General features: G+C 63.4%; 15 protein-coding genes and 4 pseudogenes. 12 read left to right on the top strand and 7 right to left on the bottom strand.

The features are described 5' to 3' along the window. Positions 1 to 120, bottom strand: a pseudogene (locus F3H96_RS31415) (LacI family DNA-binding transcriptional regulator); the annotation flags it as partial. A gap of 382 nt (positions 121 to 502) precedes the next feature. On the opposite strand from F3H96_RS31415, the gene F3H96_RS28685 reads away from it, so the two are divergent. The 6 genes from F3H96_RS28685 (at position 503) to F3H96_RS28665 (ending at position 10,257) form a co-directional block, all read left to right on the top strand. Further along, positions 503 to 889: a hypothetical protein gene (locus tag F3H96_RS28685; protein WP_188131580.1), complete on the top strand. Its 387-nt coding sequence runs from the start codon at positions 503 to 505 to the stop codon at positions 887 to 889. A gap of 954 nt (positions 890 to 1,843) precedes the next feature. After that, entirely contained in the window at positions 1,844 to 3,388 is a 1,545-nt protein-coding gene (locus tag F3H96_RS28680) for an efflux RND transporter periplasmic adaptor subunit (protein WP_244620199.1), read from the top strand. Next, positions 3,385 to 6,519 (top strand): multidrug efflux RND transporter permease subunit, encoded by a 3,135-nt coding sequence (locus F3H96_RS28675; protein ID WP_149805006.1) that lies wholly within the window; start codon positions 3,385 to 3,387, stop codon positions 6,517 to 6,519. The genes F3H96_RS28680 and F3H96_RS28675 overlap by 4 nt, the downstream gene beginning before the upstream one ends. Continuing rightward, positions 6,516 to 9,734: an efflux RND transporter permease subunit gene (locus F3H96_RS28670; RefSeq protein WP_149805005.1), complete on the top strand. Its 3,219-nt coding sequence runs from the start codon at positions 6,516 to 6,518 to the stop codon at positions 9,732 to 9,734. Before F3H96_RS28675 ends, F3H96_RS28670 begins: the two co-directional genes overlap by 4 nt. Positions 9,735 to 9,868: 134 nt before the next feature. Continuing rightward, the gene (locus tag F3H96_RS30785; RefSeq protein WP_188131579.1) at positions 9,869 to 10,015 is read left to right on the top strand and encodes a hypothetical protein; all 147 of its coding nucleotides are present in this window, start codon (positions 9,869 to 9,871) and stop codon (positions 10,013 to 10,015) included. Then, positions 10,012 to 10,257 (top strand): hypothetical protein, encoded by a 246-nt coding sequence (locus F3H96_RS28665; protein ID WP_149805004.1) that lies wholly within the window; start codon positions 10,012 to 10,014, stop codon positions 10,255 to 10,257. The genes F3H96_RS30785 and F3H96_RS28665 overlap by 4 nt, the downstream gene beginning before the upstream one ends. A gap of 362 nt (positions 10,258 to 10,619) precedes the next feature. Here F3H96_RS28665 and F3H96_RS28660 read toward each other — a convergent pair whose 3' ends face one another. Further along, a complete protein-coding gene (locus F3H96_RS28660) occupies positions 10,620 to 11,453 on the bottom strand; it encodes an ATP-dependent DNA ligase (RefSeq protein WP_149805013.1) in 834 nt (277 codons plus the stop codon). A gap of 174 nt (positions 11,454 to 11,627) precedes the next feature. Between F3H96_RS28660 and F3H96_RS28655 the strand changes: the two genes are divergently transcribed. Beyond that, the gene (locus F3H96_RS28655) at positions 11,628 to 11,813 is read left to right on the top strand and encodes a DUF3606 domain-containing protein (RefSeq protein WP_149805003.1); all 186 of its coding nucleotides are present in this window, start codon (positions 11,628 to 11,630) and stop codon (positions 11,811 to 11,813) included. Between the two features lie 269 nt (positions 11,814 to 12,082). After that, positions 12,083 to 13,307: pseudogene (locus tag F3H96_RS28645) on the top strand (FAD-binding oxidoreductase). A 47-nt stretch (positions 13,308 to 13,354) separates the two neighbouring features. Here F3H96_RS28645 and F3H96_RS28640 read toward each other — a convergent pair. The 4 genes and pseudogenes from F3H96_RS28640 to F3H96_RS28625 form a co-directional block, all read right to left on the bottom strand. Continuing rightward, positions 13,355 to 14,444: pseudogene (locus tag F3H96_RS28640) on the bottom strand (hydantoinase/oxoprolinase family protein); the annotation flags it as partial. Next, positions 14,441 to 14,783: pseudogene (gene fdxA / locus F3H96_RS28635) on the bottom strand (ferredoxin FdxA). The pseudogenes F3H96_RS28640 and fdxA, both read right to left, overlap by 4 nt. After that, entirely contained in the window at positions 14,780 to 15,190 is a 411-nt protein-coding gene (locus tag F3H96_RS28630; RefSeq protein ID WP_149805001.1) for a group III truncated hemoglobin, read from the bottom strand. Before F3H96_RS28630 ends, fdxA begins: the two are co-directional and overlap by 4 nt. A 21-nt stretch (positions 15,191 to 15,211) precedes the next feature. Beyond that, on the bottom strand, positions 15,212 to 15,631 hold the full coding sequence (locus F3H96_RS28625) for a CBS domain-containing protein (protein ID WP_149805000.1): 420 nt from the start codon (positions 15,629 to 15,631) through the stop codon (positions 15,212 to 15,214). 648 nt (positions 15,632 to 16,279) lie between these two features. On the opposite strand from F3H96_RS28625, the gene F3H96_RS28615 reads away from it, so the two are divergent. From F3H96_RS28615 to F3H96_RS31585, 4 genes are all read left to right on the top strand, one after another. Beyond that, complete coding sequence (locus F3H96_RS28615) at positions 16,280 to 16,582, top strand: XRE family transcriptional regulator (protein ID WP_149804998.1); 303 nt, start codon at positions 16,280 to 16,282, stop codon at positions 16,580 to 16,582. Between the two features lie 598 nt (positions 16,583 to 17,180). Further along, positions 17,181 to 17,645, top strand: a complete 465-nt coding sequence (gene rnk, locus F3H96_RS28610; protein WP_149804997.1) for a nucleoside diphosphate kinase regulator — start codon at positions 17,181 to 17,183, stop codon at positions 17,643 to 17,645. Between the two features lie 162 nt (positions 17,646 to 17,807). Further along, positions 17,808 to 18,371, top strand: coding sequence for a nucleoside-diphosphate kinase (locus F3H96_RS28605; protein WP_149804996.1), 564 nt, complete (start codon positions 17,808 to 17,810; stop codon positions 18,369 to 18,371). 95 nt (positions 18,372 to 18,466) lie between these two features. Beyond that, a complete protein-coding gene (locus tag F3H96_RS31585) occupies positions 18,467 to 18,595 on the top strand; it encodes a hypothetical protein (protein WP_256753415.1) in 129 nt (42 codons plus the stop codon). Positions 18,596 to 18,800: 205 nt separating this feature from the next. On the opposite strand, the gene F3H96_RS28600 is transcribed toward F3H96_RS31585, so the two are convergent. Further along, on the bottom strand, positions 18,801 to 19,646 hold the full coding sequence (locus F3H96_RS28600; protein ID WP_149804995.1) for a LysR family transcriptional regulator: 846 nt from the start codon (positions 19,644 to 19,646) through the stop codon (positions 18,801 to 18,803). Positions 19,647 to 19,649: the final 3 nt, after the last annotated feature.

The raw sequence follows: 19,649 nt of genomic DNA, 5'->3' as shown, positions 1-19,649 counted from the left end.
CCGGGCTCGGGTTCGGGGGTGGACTTCTGGCCCCTCCTTCAGGGCGCGCGATACGGTGGTCACGGACAGGCCGAGGCTGTTGGCAATCTGTCTAAGGTTTGGTCTGGCTGGTGGCGCCATGGTCTGGTCCGGTGCGATGCGTTCAGGTTGCAGGATGGCCAAGTATCCGCCGAAAGTGAAGCCAATGTCGGCTTGGCGACCAAAACGGCGACGTACCTGTAGTCTTAGCCCGCCACAAATATCATTCGTGTACGTACGAATCCAGCTTGACAGCGCAACGCATTTGGCCAATCGTAACGTTACAAATTTGATTGTAACGTTACGATTGGCACGCGCAAGACCGGGTAAACGTGGTCGCGCGGCCGCAACAGGGAGGAATGACAGGCCGCGGAATAGCCGGCCTCCCGCTCCGCGCGGGCCCGGTCCGTTTCCGGTTCCAACTCACTCTCAAGCCCGGGATCGCCATAGCGCGCCCGGGCGCTTTCGTTTCATGGAGATCCACATGTTCGATTGGAACAGAAGCTGCTCCTACGACGAGCAGCAAAAGCGACGTTTCCACATGACAGCGCGTTTAAGTCTCAAGAGACTCGCCGCCGAGTTAGCCCTGCCGTCAGGCAGCCTTGACCTGCGCTCGAACAGGGCGGGCATAGGCGTTTCCGGTGAAATCACCTTGCACCATGACCGCGCCTATATTCAGGTCGGCCAGTTCGGGCTCTCCTCAGGCCACGGCATCCTGATCAGGACCTGCAGGGGGCGTAAGGACTATACCGGCGGGCCCAACCACTTCGTCGCACTCTGCATGCTCGAGGACATTCCGGCGCTCGCGGCGGCCGTCCGCACCATCACCGGCGTCGGTCGTCAAAATCCGTCCCAATCTCGCGCCGCCTAACAAACAGCAACACTCGTCAGCTCCAATCCCATCGTCGACAGCCTGTCGGCCGCGAGCGACCCCGCTGGAGCCGAAGGCCAGCCTGCTTCCCAGGAGGTCGCTGTTGGCAGGGCTTGCCGCAATGACGTAGTTGGCGCCGCCGATTGGTAGAAAGGACACCGGCACGGCGGTCGCGGGCGTCAGCTTGCATGTCGTGTGGCCGTTGTCGGCCAATGCCGCGATCTGGCACAGCGCAATTGCGAAGGCCGTTGCCTCGGTCGAGCCAGCCTTCGCCTCCAAAGTCTGCAGCCGCTGCTCGGCCTCCCTGCGTGCCGCATCCCAATAGGACCGGTCGGCATCGAGGAAATCTTGCCGAAGATCCTCGGTCTGCGCGTCGCGCGACGTGGCTCGGTCGGGGATTTGCGCGGCGCAGCCAAGCGCCGGCAGTAGGCAAAAAAATGCCAGGGCAAGCAGCCGGCCAAGATCGTCGGTCCCTTTCGTAATGCCCGGCCCCCATCACCACAGGCCCTAACGATGGGCAGCCCCACGTTCGCACGCATTCACATCTTTGCGATCAAGGCTTGTTCGCCGATCTCAACTGGCCGGTCGCCTGGTATCGATTGACTCAGCGCTCGCAGCCAGCCCATCGGCCCGCCCCTATGCTGCCAGGCGCCGCGTAAGGCGTTGTCGGAGTTTGTCTAAAAGCCGCGGGCATCGACTGGTCCGCACGCGGATTTCACGACAAATCCGGACGGGCCGCAGCTGCGTTTGTTTCACCTAAGCCGTTCTATTCCTTACAGGAATTTAATCTGTGTCGGAATTGCCTGCCAAAATTCACGCGCCTATGCTTCGGACAAGATCGCGCCCTTTCAACCCTGCCGCAGGCATGTTGGACGGCGCGATCGGCGACTGGTTCGACGGGCGGCTCCGCACGATGAACCTTGCCTGATGCGGCTCGAAGGACAGGTGAGAGACGTGGACGACGAAGTCGTCAGCCGGCGCAAGCGCCGCAGTGTGCCCGTGCCCCCCAGCGAGCCGCTGGCCGAGGTCCGGCCGGCGGCCGTGCGCCGGTCCCGGCGCGGCTGGATCATCGCGCTGCTCCTCATCGTGGCGGCGGCCGGCGTCGCGTACTGGCTGCATCCCGTTCAGGTCCAGCAGGCCGCCGGACGCCAAGACGGCCGCTTCCGTGGCGGCGGTGGCGCGCAGTCTGTTGCCGTCGCACCCGTGGCGCAGGCGGACATCCCGATCGTGCTCGAGGCGCTCGGCACTGTCACGTCGCTCTCGACCGTCACCGTGCGCCCGCAGGTCAGCGGTCAAATCACAGGGATCGGCTTCACCGAGGGTGAGAACGTCAAGAAAGGCGATTTTCTCGCCCAGATCGACGATCGCACGTTGACAGCCTCGCTGCACCAGCTGCAGGGGCAATTGCAGCGTGACCAGGCGCTGCTCGCCGATGCCAAGCTCGACCTCGACCGCGACCTGAAAGTCAGTTCAAATGCGGTCACTCGGCAGCAGGTCGACCTGCAGCGCGCCACCGTCCAATCCGACGAGGGTACGGTCGTGTCCGATCAGGCACAGATCGAGGCCGTGCAGGTCAACATCGCCAACAGCCATATCACGGCGCCCGCCGCCGGCCGCATCGGCCTGCGCCTCGTCGATCAGGGCAACTACGTCACGCCGGGTGACGCCACCGGCATCGCGGTGATTGCTCGGATGCAGCCGATCTCGGTGCTGTTCTCGCTGCCCGAGGACAGCTTGGCGCAAGTGCTGGAGCAGACACATGGCAATGCCGGGCTCAAGGCCGCCCTGTTCGACCGCAACGACGCCAAGCAGATCGCCGAAGGCACGCTGCAGACGATCGACAACCAGATCGATCCGACCACCGGCACGGTGAAGCTGCGTGCCGTCTTCCCCAACACCGACGGCGTGCTCTATCCCAACCAGTTCGTCAACGTGCATCTGCTTGTGCGCACGCTGACTGGGGTCAGCGTGCTGCCCAACGCCGCCATCCAGCACGGCGCGCCGGGCACCTTCGTCTACCAGCTCAACGACGACGGCACCGTCTCGGTGAAGACTGTTTCGCTCGGCCCGGGCAACGCCACCGTCACGCAGCTTGTGTCCGGCCTGGCGCCGGGCGCCAAGGTCGTGGTCGACGGCGTCGACCGGCTCAAGGACGGCGCCAAGGTAACCGTGCCCGACAACGGCACGGCGCAGACCTCCGGCGCCGCATCCCCAGCGCCGCCGCAAGCAGCGGGTACGGGCAGCGCGGCCGCCGGTGCGCCGGCCGTTGCCACCGGCAATGCGCCGGCCGCCAATGCCGGCAATGCGCCCGCGGCGTCGAGCGGCCAAGGTGCCGGTTCGACGGGCAGCGGCTCGGCAGGCGAGGGCTCGGCTGCATCGGGCGATGCCTCCGGCCGCAAGCATCACCGCCACCATCGTCGCGATGGCAACGTCAATGCCGGAGATGCCGGCAATGCCGCCAGCGGCGGCAATGGCGGCGATTCCGGCGAAAGCCAATGAACACGCCGAGCGGCCTTGTCTCCGGCTGGCTTAACCCGTCGCGGCCGTTCATCCTGCGGCCGGTGGCGACGACGCTGATCATGGCCACCATCCTGATCGTCGGCATGATCGCCTATCTGTTCCTGCCGCTCTCGGCCCTGCCTGAGGTCGATTATCCGACGATCCAGGTGCAGACCTTCTACCCAGGCGCCAGCCCGGAAGTGATGACCACTTCGGTCACAGCACCCCTCGAGCGCCAGTTCGGCCAGATGCCCGGGCTGGAGCAGATGTCGTCGGGCTCTTCGGCCGCCGCCTCGGTCATCACGCTGCGCTTCAGCCTCGATCTCAACCTCGATATCGCCGAGCAGGAGGTGCAGGCGGCGATCAACGCGTCGGGCAATCTCCTGCCCGCCGACCTGCCGGCGCCGCCGATCTACGCCAAGGTCAATCCGGCCGACGCGCCGATCCTGACACTGGCGATCACCTCCAAGACGCTGCCGCTGACGCAAGTCGAGAACTACGCCGAGACGCGGCTGGCGCAGAAGATATCGCAGCTTCCCGGCGTCGGCCTGGTCAGCATCTCCGGCGGCGAGCGGCCGGCCGTGCGCGTGCAGGTCAAGCTCAAGGCGCTGGCCGCCATGGGTCTCAACATCGACGATCTGCGCACCGCCATCGGCACGCTCAACGTCAACACGCCGAAGGGCAGCTTCGACGGTCCGGCGCGCTCCTACACCATCAACGCCAACGACCAGGTCTCTGACCCAAAAACCTATGCCGACATGGTCATCGCCTACCGCAACGGCGCGCCGGTCCGGCTGGGCGAGGTGGCCGATATCATCGAAGGGCCCGAGAACTCGCGGCTGGGCGCCTGGGAAAACCGCACGCCGGCGATCATCCTCAACATCCAGCGCCAGCCGGGTGCCAATGTAATCCGCGTCGTCGATGGCGTGAAGGCGCTGCTGCCGCAACTGCGCGCCGGCCTGCCGGCGGCGCTCGAGGTGCAGCCGCTGACCGACCGAACCACGACGATCCGCGCCTCGGTCCACGACGTCGAGTTCGAGCTTGGGCTGGCGGCGCTTCTGGTCGTGCTCGTCACCTTCCTGTTTCTGCGCAACATCCCGGCGACGATCATCCCGAGCCTGTCAGTCCCGCTCTCACTCGTCGGCACATTCGCGGTGATGTATCTGTGGGGTTTCAGTCTCGACAATCTGTCCTTGATGGCGCTGACCATCGCTTCCGGATTCGTCATCGACGACGCCATCGTCATGATCGAGAACATCTCGCGCTTCATCGAGCATGGCGACAATCCGGTGACCGCCGCGCTCGAGGGTTCGGCCCAGATCGGCTTCACCATCATCTCGCTCACCGTCTCGCTGATCGCGGTGCTGATACCGCTGTTGTTCATGGGCGACGTGGTCGGCCGCCTGTTCCATGAATTCGCCATCACTTTGGCCATCGCCATCGTCATTTCGGCCGTCGTCTCGCTGACGCTGGTGCCGATGCTGTGCGCCAGGCTGTTGAAGCCGCCGGCCGAGCACAGGCCGGGCCCGCTGGCGCGCTGGAGCGAGGGCGCCGTCGATGCGATCGCCAACGGCTACGCGGCCGCGCTGCGCTGGGTTCTCGACCGCCAGGCATTGACATTGCTGGTGGCGGTTCTGACGCTGGCGCTCACCGTCTATCTCTACATCGCCATCCCGAAAGGCTTCTTCCCGGTGCAGGACACCGGCGCCATCTCGGCCATCACCGAAGCGGCGGGCTCGGCGTCCTATGCCAACATGGCGGCGCACCAGCAGGCGCTGGCCGACGCTATCCTCAAGGACCCTGATGTCGCCAGCCTGTCGTCCTTCATCGGCGTCGACGGCCAGAACATGACCGCCAACAGCGGCCACATGCTGATCAATCTGAAGCCGCGCGACGAGCGCGGCGACGACGCCGGCGCCATCATAAGGCGGCTGACGAGCGAGACCGCCGGGGTCACCGGAATAGCGTTGCACATGCAGCCCGTGCAGGACCTTACGGTCGACTCCACGATAAGCGCTTCGCAATACCAGTATGTGCTGCAGGATTCCGATCCGGTCGAGCTGGCGGCATGGACGGGAAAGCTCACCGACAGGCTCTCGGCGCTGCCTGAGCTCGCTGATGTCGCGAGCAACAGCCAGCAGAGCGGGCTTGCCGTCGACGTCACCATCGACCGCGCCACCGCGGCGCGCTTCGGCATCACGCCGGCGACGGTCGACAACGCACTCTACGACGCCTTCGGCCAGCGCATCATCTCGACCATCTTCACCCAGTCGAACGAATACCGCGTCGTCCTCGAAGCCGATCCGTCGGTTGGCCAGACGCCGACCTCGCTGGGTTCGATCTATTTGCCGTCCTCGGGCTCGGGCCAGGTGCCGCTGTCGGCGATCGCCAGCATCGATGTCCGGCAGGCGCCGTTGCTGGTGAACCACCTCGCGCAGTTTCCGGCCGCGACCATTTCGTTCAACCTTGCTCCCGGCGCTTCGCTCGGCGATGCCGCGGCGGCGATCACTGCCACCGAGCAGGACATGCAGCCGCCGGCCGGCCTGACGACCGGCTTCCAGGGAGCAGCACTTGCGCTGCAGAGCTCGCTGTCCAACGAATTGTTGCTGGTGCTGGCGGCCGTCGCCACCGTCTATGTCGTGCTCGGCGTGCTCTACGAGAGCTTCATCCACCCGCTGACGATCCTGTCGACGCTGCCGTCCGCCACCGTCGGCGCTCTGGTCGCGCTGATGCTCGCCGGCCATGATCTCGACGTCATCGGCATCATCGGCATCGTGCTGCTCGTCGGCATCGTCAAGAAGAACGCCATCATGATGATCGACTTCGCGCTGCAGGCGGAGCGGCTGCAGGGGCTCGATGCGCGCGAGGCGATCTACGAAGCGTGCCTGCTGAGGTTGCGCCCGATCCTGATGACGACCTTTGCAGCACTGTTCGGCGCGCTGCCGCTTCTGCTCGGCGGCCTTGCCGGCTCCGAACTGCACCAGCCGCTCGGCATCACCATCGTCGGCGGGCTGATCGTCAGCCAGGTCCTGACCCTGTTCACCACGCCGGTCATCTACCTTGCCTTCGACCGGCTGACGCGGCGCGGCGCCGGTGTCGTCGAAGCCTCCGCCGACGGACCCGTGCCGTGAACCTCTCGGCGCCGTTCATCGCGCGGCCCGTCGCCACGACGCTGCTGGCGATCGGCTTGGCCGCGGCCGGGCTGATCGCCTATTTCAACCTGCCCGTCGCGCCGCTGCCCAAGGTCGATTTTCCCACCATCTCGGTGCAGGCCTCGATGGCGGGCGCCAGCCCGGACACGATGGCGACGGATGTCGCCGCACCGCTCGAGCGCCATCTCGGCCAGATCGCCGGGGTTTCCGAAATGACCTCGCGCTCGGGCACCGGCTCGACCAATGTGGTGTTGCAGTTCGACCTCGACCGCGACATCAACGGCGCCGCGCGCGACGTCCAGGCCGCCATCAACGCCGCGCGCGCCGACCTGCCGTCGGACCTGCGCAGCAACCCGACCTATCGCAAATACAATCCCGCCGACTCCCCGGTGATGATCCTGGCGCTGACCTCGCGCACGCTGACGCCCGGCCAGCTCTACGATGCCGCCGCCACCGTGCTGCAGCAGCGCTTGTCGCAGGTCGAAGGCGTCGGCAATGTCGACCTTGGCGGCTCGTCGCTGCCGGCGGTGCGCGTCGAGCTCAACCCCGGCGCGCTGTTCCATTACGGCATCGGCCTGGAGGATGTGCGCGCCGCCCTTGCCTCGGCCAATACGCGCAGCCCGAAGGGTTTCGAGGAAGACGGCGCGCTGCGCTACCAGCTCTACACCAACGACCAGGCAAGCCGTGCCGCCGACTTCCGCGACCTGGTGATCGCCTGGCGCAACAATGCGGCGGTCAGGCTGCGCGATATCGCCGATGTCGAGGATTCGGTCGAGGACGTGCGCAATCTCGGTCTCGCCAATGGCGAGCCGGCGGTGCTGCTGGTGCTCTACCGCGAGCCCAGCGCCAACATCATCGAGACCGTCGACCGCGTGCGCGCGCTGCTGCCTGTGCTGCAGGCCTCGGTGCCGGCCGATGCGCGGCTCAGCGTCGCGACCGACGGCTCGACCACCATCCGCGGCTCGCTGCACGACACCGAATTGACGCTGGTGCTGGCGGTGCTGCTCGTCATCCTGGTCGTGTTCTGCTTTCTGCGCAACTGGCGGGCGGCATTGATCCCGAGCGTGGCGCTGGTGGTCTCAATCCTCGGCACGTTCGGGGCGATGTATCTGCTCGGCTTCACGCTCGACAATCTGTCGCTGATGGCGCTCACCATCGCCACCGGCTTCGTCGTCGACGACGCCATCGTGGTGCTCGAAAACATCACGCGCCACATCGAGGACGGCATGCCGCGCGGCAGGGCGGCACTGGTCGGCGCCAAGGAAGTCGGATTCACGGTGCTGTCGATGAGCGCCTCGCTGGTGGCCGTCTTCCTGCCGATCCTGTTGATGGGCGGCATACTCGGCCGCCTGTTCCAGGAATTCGCCCTGACCCTGTCGCTGTCGATCGCGATTTCCCTGGTTCTGTCGCTGACGGTGACGCCGATGATGTGCGCGCATTTCCTGCGCCCGGGCGCGAATTCATCGGCACGGCGGTCGGTCCTTGCCCGGCTCAGCGAAGGCGTCTTCGAGCGCGTCCGCGCCTTCTACGGCCGCTCGCTCGCCTGGTCGCTCGACAATGCGGAAATCATGCTGGTGGCGCTTGTCGCGGCCGTCGCCTTCAACGTCTATCTCTACACGGTGGTGCCGAAGGGCTTCTTCCCGCAGCAGGACACCGGCGAGCTGATGGGCGGATTGCGCGCCGACCAGGCCATCTCCTTCCAGCTGATGCGGCAGAAATTCGAGCAGCTGGAGCAGATCCTGAAGAGCGACCCGGCGGTGGAGAACGTCGTTGGCTATATTGGCGGCAGGCAGACCAATTCCGGCTTCGTCCAGGTCGCGCTGAAACCGAAGGACGAACGCGCGCCGCTGCAGGTGGTGCTGACGCGGCTGCGCGCCCAGCTCGGGCAATTGCCCGGCGCCCAGCTCTTCCTCAATCCGCGCCAGGAGATCAGGGTCGGCGGCCGCCAGAGCCTTGCGACCTATCAGTATACGCTGCAGGCCGACACCACCGCCGATCTCGACGAGTGGACGCCGAAGCTGGTCGATCTCCTGAAGCGGGCGCCGGAACTGACCGACGTCAATTCCGACCGCGACGAGGCCGGGCTTGAAACCAACATCACGGTCGACCGCGAGAGCGCGGCACGCCTCGGCCTGACGCCGGCCAGCATCGACGCCACGCTCTACGACGCCTTCGGCCAGCGCCAGGTGTCGACGATCTTCAACGCCCGCAACCAGTACCATGTCGTCATGGAGGTGGCGCCGCGCTATTTGCAGGATCCAAGCGCGTTGAACGGCATTTATGTTAGCACCTCGGGCGCTGCGGCCAGCGGCACGCAGGCGACCAACGCGCTGGCCGGCAACCTGAGCGGCTCGCTGCGGAACCAGGCGACCAACGCCATTGCCGTCACCGGCCATGGCAGCGCTTCGAGCGGCGCGGCGGTCAGCACCGCGGCTGAGAAGATGGTGCCTTTGGCCGCCTTCAGCACCTACGGTCCGGCGACGATGCCTTTGTCGGTCAACCACCAGGGCCATTTCGTCGCCACGACGATCTCGTTCAACCTCGCCGAGGGCGCGACGCTCGGCGACGCTTCGGCCGCGATCGACCGCGCCATGGCCGAGCTGAAAATGCCGGTCGCGATCCATGGCTCGTTGGCCGGCACCGCGCTTGCCTTCCGCGCCAACCTGATCAACGAATTGCTTTTGATCGCCGCGGCTTTAGCCACGATCTATGTCATGCTCGGCGTGCTCTACGAAAGCTATGTCCACCCGATCACCATCCTGTCGACGCTGCCTTCGGCGGGCATCGGCGCGCTGCTCGCGCTCATCGTCGCCGGCATGGAGTTCGACGTGATCTCGCTCATCGGCATCATCCTGTTGATCGGCATCGTCAAGAAGAACGCCATCATGATGATCGACATGGCCCTGCAGGCCGAACGCCAGGAAGGGCTCTCGTCCACCGCGGCCATCCACAAGGCGAGCGTCCAGCGCTTCCGGCCGATCATGATGACGACCTTCGCGGCACTGCTCGGCGCGCTGCCGCTGGCGATCGAAACCGGCACGGGCGCGGAATTGCGCCAGCCGCTCGGCGCGGCGATCGTCGGCGGCCTCATCGTCTCGCAACTCTTGACGCTCTACACCACGCCGGTCGTCTATCTCTATCTGGACCGGCTCAGCGCGCGTAAACCCTCGCTGGGGCTCGCGCCGGCCGAGTGAGTTACTTGCCCGCGACACGCTTGTGCACGCGGCCAAGGATCGTCGCCCTCCCTGACAGGCTGCGCCACACGGTGTGCGACCTCGGCCGTCCCCCCGCCGGTCCGACCCATCTGCCGGATTCGCCAGCCAGAACCATGGCGGCGCTCGGACTGGCCGCCGAGATGCGGAAGACCAAGCCGGACCTGGTGGAGACCATCATCGGCGAGTGGCTTGTTGCGAATGCCTATCTGCCGGTGCCGCATGTGCTGGACGAAGAGAGCGTTGTGGAGGGCAGCGCATGATCAGCGCGCCAAGATATCAGCAAGAGTACGCCGATCGCGAGATTGATTGCCAGGAGGCGATGGAGCCCGGCTTTCAGGCGATCATCGACTGCATGCTCGAGGCCGGCTGGACACGCGGCGAGGTCATGCGCTCCCTCCGCCGGCTCATCGCTGCCGATAACATGACCCAGAAGGAAAACGCCAAGATGGAGACGGAACTGGCGATCGCACGGGCGATGATCCGGGCTGGAAAGGCGCGCTAAAAGGAAGGTGTTTCGTTTTAAAATGCCTTCCGATTACATTAGCAACAGCGTATATTCCCTTGCTAGTCGGCTGTCCTGTAGCACAAATCCGTAGCTATCCCCGCCGGTTACGCCCCGTGGCCTTGATCCCGAACAAGACTACCGGGCCGCCCCAGCGTTTCGCCTATAGAACAAGCGAGGATGGCGGTCGCGCAGTGATGTCGCTGAGCTTCTCGCGCTTAGCCAGGAAAGGCTTTTCATATGTCTTCTTCAAGGTGTCCCCCGCCCCAACGCTTGTCCGGTTGGTCCGCCTTAGATCCGCCAAGCGAATAGGGACACCCTACAACGGGCTGAGGCAAGGCGCTGTAGCATATTAGCAACAGTTAATGTTCCTCTCGGAAGTCCCTGAGTGATGCATGTCGAAGCTTCTCCTCGCCCTTCAGGAACTTCACCCGCCCGACCAGACCGGGTCGTAGCCATTCAGCCTTTTCCTTCGCCAGACCCTTAGGCGGCGGCGCGCCGACCTTTCCCTGAACGCGTTCCCATAGAGCCTGGCGCTTGTCGGCTTTGAACGTGACGAAGGCGCCGCCCATATAGCGGCCTTGGTCGGCCATCAGCACCATCGCCGGCTTGCCTGCCTCGCGCTTCACGCCGATGATGTCCATTTCCTTCTCGGCATAGCACTTGATCTTGCGCCAGTTCATCGTCGACCCGCTGCGATAGACGCTGTCCAGCCGCTTCGACACGATGCCCTCCAGGCCAGCCTGGCAGGCCAGATGGTAGACGGCGTCGCCGGTGCCCGGTAGCGCCTCGCTGAATTGGATGCGGCCGCCGGCCGGGATCAGTGCCTGCAGGATCTCACGCCGGTCCTTCAATGGCATGTCGCGCAGATCGTGTCCGTTGAGGTAAAGGAGATCGAACGCCACCAGATAAAGGTCTTGGGGACGTCGCGTGATCGCAGAGCGGAGCGTGTGGAAGTCGGACAGCCCCGCCTCGTTGGTGACGATCGTTTCTCCTTCGATGATGAAGCTTTCCGTCGCGAGCTTGTCCGCCTCCGCGGCAAGCGGCCGATATTTCGACGTCCAGTCGATCCCGTTCTTCGTGTAAAGGCGGACGCCGTCAGCGTCTTTAATGACCTGGGTTCGGTAGCCGTCGAACTTGACTTCGTGGCTCCAGCCGTCGCCCTTGGGCGGCTGCTCCACCAACTCCGGCTCCATCGGACGAATGAAGGACAACCGGGCGCCGCCGGCAGGCTTACGCACGCACAAGCACTCCACCCAACAATTTGAATCAATATCGCACAGCCTGAGGCGTTCCGTTAGCGATTGCTGAAAGAGCAGCGCGGAACATTCCCGCGCGACCGCTGTTCTTTCTCACCAGGAGGAACAGCCATGGCCGACGACAAAACCAAGAGAGATTTCCGGGACCGCGACCGCGTGTCAGCGGACGAGGATTATGAGGTCCGTTACTTCGCCAAGCAGCACCGCATAACGCCCGACCAGGTCCGGCAACTGATCGGCGAGCACGGCAACGATCGCAAGATATTGGAGCGTGAGGCCAGGAAGCTGCGGGGGTGACGAGGCTTTCCGAACTCGGGCCGCCAATCCTCGGCAAACGATACGGTGGAGAGCTTACAAGCGAGGAAGACAATTTCTACCGATGCCCGGCCTGCGGCCAGGCGGTAGACAGGCGCGACTTGCGCCAGGTGATCTGGCATCAGCAACCCGCACACGAGCCGCTAGATATGGATGCCTGATGGGTTCTGGACTCATTCCAGGTTTTGGGGGCATTCTCCTGCCGGGGAGAGGGGCTTGGACAGATCACGGCACGACAATCGGTCTGACCAGTGGCGCAACCGCACTGGCGCCAAACCTGCATCATCGGCGGAGGACTTGCAGGGCTCACAACTGCACTGCAGCTTGCGCGCGCGGGCCTTTCAGTCGCCGTGCTGGAGGCCGAACGCATCGGCTGGGGTGCGTCCGGACGCAATGGAGGCTTCGTTTTTCCGGGCTACGCAACGGACATCGACAAGATCGCCAAGATAACAGGCGAAGCAACGGCCAACCAACTGTACCGGCTGTCCATTGAGGGAATGCGGTTCGTTCGCGATACCATCCGGGATCTGGAGATCACCTCCGCGGGTCCAAAGAATGGTATCATGAGCGTACTTCGTTACCGGACTGGAGAGGACCTGCTATCCTATGCCGACCATATGCACAAGACGTTCGACTACCCACTAGAATACATGGCGCGAGGGGACGTCGAAGAGGTTCTAAAGTCCGACCGTTATTTCGAGGCGTTGCGGGATCCCGAGGCCTTTCACATGCACCCTCTGAATTACCTACGTGCTTTGGCCGTTGAAATTGTGCGGCTGGGCGGAAAGATATTCGAGAGCAGCGCAGCCTCAAAGGCTAATTTCGACCAAACTGAGAAGACCGTACAAACCAGGCGAGGCACGATCAGATCGCGTAGGGTAGTTATCACGACAGTGGGGATACACAACGGGCTTCATCCCCCAGCTGAAACGCAGCTTCCTGCCTATCGGCACTTATGTCCTGTTGTCCGAGGAAGCGCCGGATCTCATAAAATCGGCAATCGCCACGACGGACGCGGTGTTGGACAACCGAAGGGCCGGCGATTATTACCGCGTCGTGGAAGGTGGAAATCGCCTGCTATGGGGCGGCAGGATTACCACAAGGCCAGCATCGCCAACCGCCCTCTCTCGGGAGTTGCGCCGCGAGATGGTCTCGACGTATCCCCAGCTTGCTGGCCTCCGCGTTGAGGTCGCCTGGTCGGGATTGATGTCATACGCGCGCCACCTCATGCCACAGATCGGCCAGCTAACCCCGGATGTCTGGTATTGCACCGCCTTTGGCGGCCACGGCCTGAATACCACGGCCACCGGAGGAAAGCTCGTTGCAGAAGCGATCCTCGGACAGTCGCAGCGCTACCGGCTGTTTAATTCCTTCGGCCTGACATGGACGGGTGGTCTTGCCGGGCTCTCCGTCGCTCAACTTACCTATTGGAAACTGCGTGTTCAGGACTGGTGGCAGGAGCGCACGCGGGTTTAGCAGAACAGGATCGTCGGGTGTTCCAGCCGGCCGGTGATGGGCTTGAGCAATTGGCGCTGCAGATCCCTGGCGATCGCATCGCCATGTTCCGCGGCGGCCAGCGCCAGCGGCACGAGCCGGCGCGGTCCGAGCACGATCGCCGAAGTCAGCGACCGCTCCTGAAGCGAAACTTCCGAGTCTCCCCCGAGGCCGAAGGTGCGCATGGCGACGGCCTCGACCATTGTGCGCTGACCGCCGACGGTCGCGCCTTGGGGATCGAGCCGCAGGCGGCCGCCTTCCAGAACCGCGATATCCGTGGTCGTGCCGCCGATGTCGGAAATCACCGCATCATCGAGGTCCGTAAGATACCGGGCTCCGACCAGGCTGGCGGCCGGGCCGGAAAGGATGGTCTCGATCGGCTGGGCCCGGGCAAATCGTGTGGTGACCAACGTGCCGTCGCCGCGCACCATCATCAGCGGCGCCGCTATCCCGCGCTTTTCGAGAAAGTCCTCGGTGGCATCGATGAGGCGGGCGATCATCGAGATGAGGCGCGCATTGAGAAGCGTCGTCAGCGCGCGGCGCGGCCCGCCGAGCTTCGACGACAGTTCATGCGAACAGGTTACCGGAAGCCCGGTACGCTCGCAGATGAGCTCTCGCGCCGCGATCTCGTGTTCGGGATTGCGAACCGCGAAATAGGAAGCCACGGCGACGCTTGAAACGGTATCGGCAAGAGCGGGCAACGCGTCGGCCAGAGCATCCAGCACAAGCGGGCGCGGATCGCCGTTGACGTCATGCCCGCCTGGGCAAAAAACGACGGGATCGGAGCCCAGCGCCTTGGACAATCCGCTCCGAGCAAGATCGTCTTCGGCGAAGCCGATCATCACCAGCGCGACCCGGCCGCCCTGCCCTTCGATCAGGGCGTTGGTGGCGAGCGTGGTCGACATCGACACCAGCGATCGCCGCGGGAGAAATGGCCGTCTCGCCAAGGACCGCGTCGACGGCGCCGGCGATACCCTGGGCGAGGTCATGCCGCGTGGTCAGCGACTTGGCCTTGGCAACGATGCCTGCGGCTTCGGACCAAAGGACGGCATCGGTGTAGGTGCCGCCTGTGTCGATGCCGAGATACAGCGGGAAAGCCTGTCCGATGGCCGCGTTCATAGGTCCCGCTGGCCTGGATTGGGAGAGAAGTACTGGGGGAACTTGTCCGTTTCACCGTCGAACGCCTTCGCATCGGCGGGCGGTTCGCGCCTGATCGTGATGTTCGGCCACACTGGCGCGTACTCGGCGTTCAGCACCAGCCAATCCTGAAGGCCGGGCACGGTGTCGGGAAAGATTGCTTCGGCGGGACACTCGGGCTCGCAGACTCCGCAGTCGATGCATTCGTCCGGATGAATGACGAGCATGTTCTCGCCCTCATAGAAACAGTCGACGGGGGCAGACCTCGACGCAATCCATGTATTTGCACTTGATGCAGTTGTCGGTGACCACGAACGTCATGCGGCGCCCATCGGCCACGGCTGGTCCGGACGGTAGAAGACAGCCAGCTTGAGGCTTTCCGCGATGCGGACCGCCTTGCGCCAGAACAGGCCCGCTGTCTCGCCGTCCAGCAATTCGGCGCAACTCTCTCCGAACAAGGCGAGCCAGCGGTCGAACAGGCCGATCTCCAACCCTTCGATGCGTTTGTGGATCATGGCGGGTTGGCCCTTATAGCGCCCCGTGGTCAGCATCACCGATGACCAGAAGTCGTACATCTTGAGAAGATGCGGTCCCCATTCGTCCTGGATAACGCGCTCGAAAATCGGGCCGAGGTCGGGATCGGCGCGGACCTTGTCGTAGAACAGGTCCACGAGTTGGCGTATCTGCTGCTCGGAAACCAGAGCAGTATCCTTCACGTCGATGCTCATTGTTAGATACCTATCCAGCTTTCAAACCATCGCGTACGCGATGTCGAGCGGAACGCGGTGGTCATCGATCGCCCGAACGCCGGCGATGTGCTCGGCCAGAACGAGCGATGCCTTCCGTTCCTGTTCCGACATGTAACCACCCCAAAAGACGACCACCCCGTTGGTCACTGTCACATCGGCTTCTCCGATCGACGGCCATAGCTCGGTGCGCAGGGCATCAATGATTTCTCGCCTGATACTCGCATCGTCATGGAATGAGACCGCACGAGGCAGGCTCTCCCTGGCGGAAATCAGCGCGCGCACCAGGTCCACCCGGGTGACGATCCCCACGAGGCGTTCACCATTGACGACCAAGACGCGCCGGGCACGATTGACTTCCAGCAGTGCCGCGATTTCGTCGATCGGGGTGCTCAACGAAACGGTGACCACCTTTCTGGTCATGACGTCCGTCACATGGATGGAGTGCGACTTTAAATAATCCGACGCGAGCGCTGCGTTGTTGCCGAAGAGCCGGAACCACCAGGAACGCCGAGGAGCGGCCGTCCCAATCTCCGTCCTGTGGCAGATCTTCCTCGCTAATGACCCCGAGCAGGACGCCTCGGTCGATCACCGCAACCGCGCTCAGATCGCGCGTGACAAGGAGGTCGCACACCTCGTCCAATGTGCTGTCGGGGCCAACCGCGATCACCGGTGACGTCATGACATCCATTGCTATCAGCGCCCGCCCTCTGTCGGGCACCCGAATGCCTGGCCACGGAAGCACCTTGTGATTATCGCGTTTGGACCTGTCCATCATCTGCGGCCTCGCCGCGCCTTCCCCGGAGCTGACGCTCCAACCCCGGGCTCGACGACGGCACCAATGCTGCCAATTCGCACTGGAGATTCAGCTGTCATTGCATGCGAGGCAAACGAAATTTATTGCCGCGTTAACGCAAATAATTTGCATCGAAATGTGCGCTTCCGAACGAGCGACGCAGCCCTTCCTTTTTTTGGATCAGTATGCATTTCTGATAAATGAAGCCGCAGCGTCCGGAGGGTATCGCTTCAGTAGGCGGTTATTTGGATGAAAGAACGGTCTGGAGGAAGATCATGAGTATCACTGGTGCTCAATGCCGCGCCGCTCGCGCGCTGGTCGAATGGACTCGTGAAAAGCTCGCCAGCAATTCAGGTGTTGATGCCGTGATCATCGAAGAATTCGAGCGTCGGATCACCCTCCCCGACCAGGAGAGCTGCGACACACTGCAAACCGCGCTCGAAAAGGCCGGTGCCGTTTTCATTGCCGAGAACGGCGGCGGCATCGGCGTCCGCCTGAAACTCAACCGCTCGGAGGTCAGGCGGATCGGCGTGCTGGAGAATGAGGGGGGCATCGTCGGAACAGATGCCGTTCCGTAGGATCGATGAATTCACTGTCGCAGCCCCTCGATGGACAATTCCAGAATCCCGCATTGGCTGACTGGGGCAAGCAAGGAGACCGTCATGAAGGTCATGTGGGGTGATCTCACCGAGGAGGAGCAGACAGCGCTTAAGCGCATGAATCGCGGACCCTACCCAGCTCTATCGAAAGCATTGGCCGAACGCCTCGTTTTCCTCGGGCTGGCGGAAGAGAGACCGCGCGGAACCGGTATAAGCAGGATTGGAAGAGAACTAGTGATAAACACATTGCTCGGCATTCGCCCCGAATAGCCCAAGAACGGCACCGTTGAGGCGGTTGCCTTGACTTTCGGGATTGCTTACCCAACTATGGTCTTATGAACGCCGCTGCCAAAATTCTTTGCGATTTTCTTTTCCGGGTCTGCCCCATCGCGGGATCGTAACCCCCGGCTCGGCCGCCATGTGCCCCGAGCCGAGGGGCGTGACTTACGTCGACATGGGATGATCCGCAGGGCTGCACGTCCCCGCGACATCGCCCTTCGAGCAAAAAACCTCTTCGAATTGGCCAGTTTCCGCCGCCTTGATGACGGCTGGCTCGCTTGAAATGATGAGAATCCAAATGCCACAAAACACGAAAACCCGGCGTAAGCCGAACATTCGCATCTCGCAGTCCGACCATGCGCGTTTGTCGGCGCTCGCGAGCACGTTTGCGGCGCGAAACCCGGATGCGTCCGATGAACTGGTTGCCGAACTCGAGCGTGCGCGCGTCGTCGCCGATGGCTGGGTCTCCGCCGGCACTGTCCGGATGGGCTCGACTGTGACGTACAAGCCCGACACCGGCGATCGGAAAACGGTCACGCTGGTCTATCCGGGCGATGCGGACATCTCTAAGGGCAAGGTTTCCATCCTGACGCCGATCGGCACGGCCCTGATTGGCCTCTCGGCTGGACAGTCGATTATGTGGACCGCCCGAGACGGGCGCCGGCACGAACTGTTGGTGCTTGGTGTGAGCCATCCCGCCCTGGAAGACGGCGGTACGGACCGCCTCGCACCCGCGTCGCCGGCGTTCGCGGCGAGCCTCTAGACATGGGCGTCTCCGTCCGTCTCCTCAACCACGCAGGCAGCCTGATCGCGGGAATCTGACCCCTGGGCCGGCCTATCTCAGGCCGGCCCAGGGGTAGCTTTCCACCACCCGATCAATTGCTTGATGCCGGATCCCTTGCATGGGCCCGGCTGGAGACCTCTCATGCCCATTACCGACAGCTGCCAACTGACCACCAAGGACTACACGATTCTTGAGGTGATACGGGAGCGCCGTCCGATCCGCGACGAAGCCTTCTCGACTATTCTTCAACGGAAGATTTCGAGAGCAGTTGTAATGTTTCGGGAAGACATCCCGGCAAACGTCGTGACGCTCAGCAGCCGCGTGGCTTATCGGGTGAACGACGGCCCTGCCGAAACCCGCATCGTCGCCCATGACCAGATGCGCGGCCTCGTTGGCATGCTTTTGCCGATCACCAACCCGCGCGGCCTGGCGTTGCTCGGCCTGGCCGAGGGTCAGTCCATGTCCATTCCGACAGCGGACGGCAACCTTGAGACGCTGACAGTGCATGAAGTGCTCTATCAACCAGAAGCCGCGAGGCGCGAGAGGCTGAAGCTGGCGGGAGTTGCCGCATCGGAATCGCGCCGGCTGGACGGACCGGGTCTGCGCGTCGTCCATCGTTCCGACGAGCCGTACGACGAGGCTCAGAACAAGGTTGCGGCGGCCTTCGACACCGGGTTCGACGACCCGGGTCCGTCGGCCGCCTGAGAACTCGACTATCCCGAAGGCTGTGAAGGGGGTAGACGAGCGTTCCGTCGGCTCTTGCCTGCACCAAGCGAGCCCAACAAAACTAGGATCTGATTATGGATGATTACGACAACCAAAAAGGCGCCAAGCCTGAAGATGTGCGAGCCGCCTTGAGAGGCTGGGCATTCTTCGCTGTTCTCATGACCGGAATCTTTGGCCTGGCCTACGCTTTGATCGAAATGTAAATGACCAATGATGCCAACCAGCGAGACGGCATGCCTAGATCGGCAACGCTGTTGGCCGCCGTGGTTGTCATTACCAGGGCAACGAATTCGGCAACTGACCGGGTCGAGTGGCTGATGGTGTGGAACGGACAACACAAGATCGGTCAATGCATGGCAATCCGTCCTTCCGGTCACGCGGACCGTGGCTTCGCGCCTGGAGGGACGATCATTTTACAACTTGCTTCAACCCGCGTAGCGCCTCCTGCACGTCGGCTCGCGCCTCGCTTGCTTCCGGATAGACTGCATAGGCCGGATAGGTGAATTCCGGCGCGCCTTCCACGACCTCGAGTTGCCCCGCCTCGATATGAGGAGCTGCAGCGCCCCTGCGGAAATATCCCATGCCACCGGCGCGCAGGATGTAGCTCAGCCCGAGCGGACCGAGGCCGACCAGCAATCCCGGCTCGCCGAAGGCAGAGGAACTGGCATCGTGTTGGGCCGCAAACAGTGGCCCCCAATCGACATAGACATAATCCTTGGAGCCAACAGTTTCCCTGTCGCAGTCCGTGGTCCGAACCAGAACGAGTTGCTCCTCCACAAGAAGCTCCACCTTGAAACCCGGCAGCAATTTCGGCGCATAGAGCACTGCGATGTCCAGGACCCCGGTCCTTAACTGTTCGAGAAGCTGGTCGGGGACGCCGACCTGTGCGTGAATGGCGATTTCCGGCCGCTCCTTCCGCATCCAGACCAGCCAGTCCAGCAGAAGCGGATTCCATAGGCTCAGCTCGCCCCCCAATGCCACGACGCTCGTCCGTCCGGACGGGATAGCGAGCTGGTGTCGGGCCCGTTCCCAGATCTGCACGAACGATTGGGCGAACCGTTCAAACTCGCGCCCAGCCGGCGTCAGTTGCGCGCCGTTGCGGTTCCGGATGAAGAGCTGACGGCCGAGCTCCTCCTCCAGCGTGCGGATGCGAGCGCTGACCGTGGTCTGGGTGACATGGAGACGGTCGGCGGCCCTCAGGAAACTGCCTGAATGGACGATTTCAAGAAATGTCCGCGCTCGATCGATGTCCATTAG

The sequence above is a fragment of the Mesorhizobium sp. NFR06 genome, assembly GCF_900115245.1.
GTDB lineage: Bacteria > Pseudomonadota > Alphaproteobacteria > Rhizobiales > Rhizobiaceae > Mesorhizobium.
The sequence above is the reverse complement of the archived record's forward strand: the minus strand, read 5'-3'. Positions and strand labels throughout refer to the sequence as shown.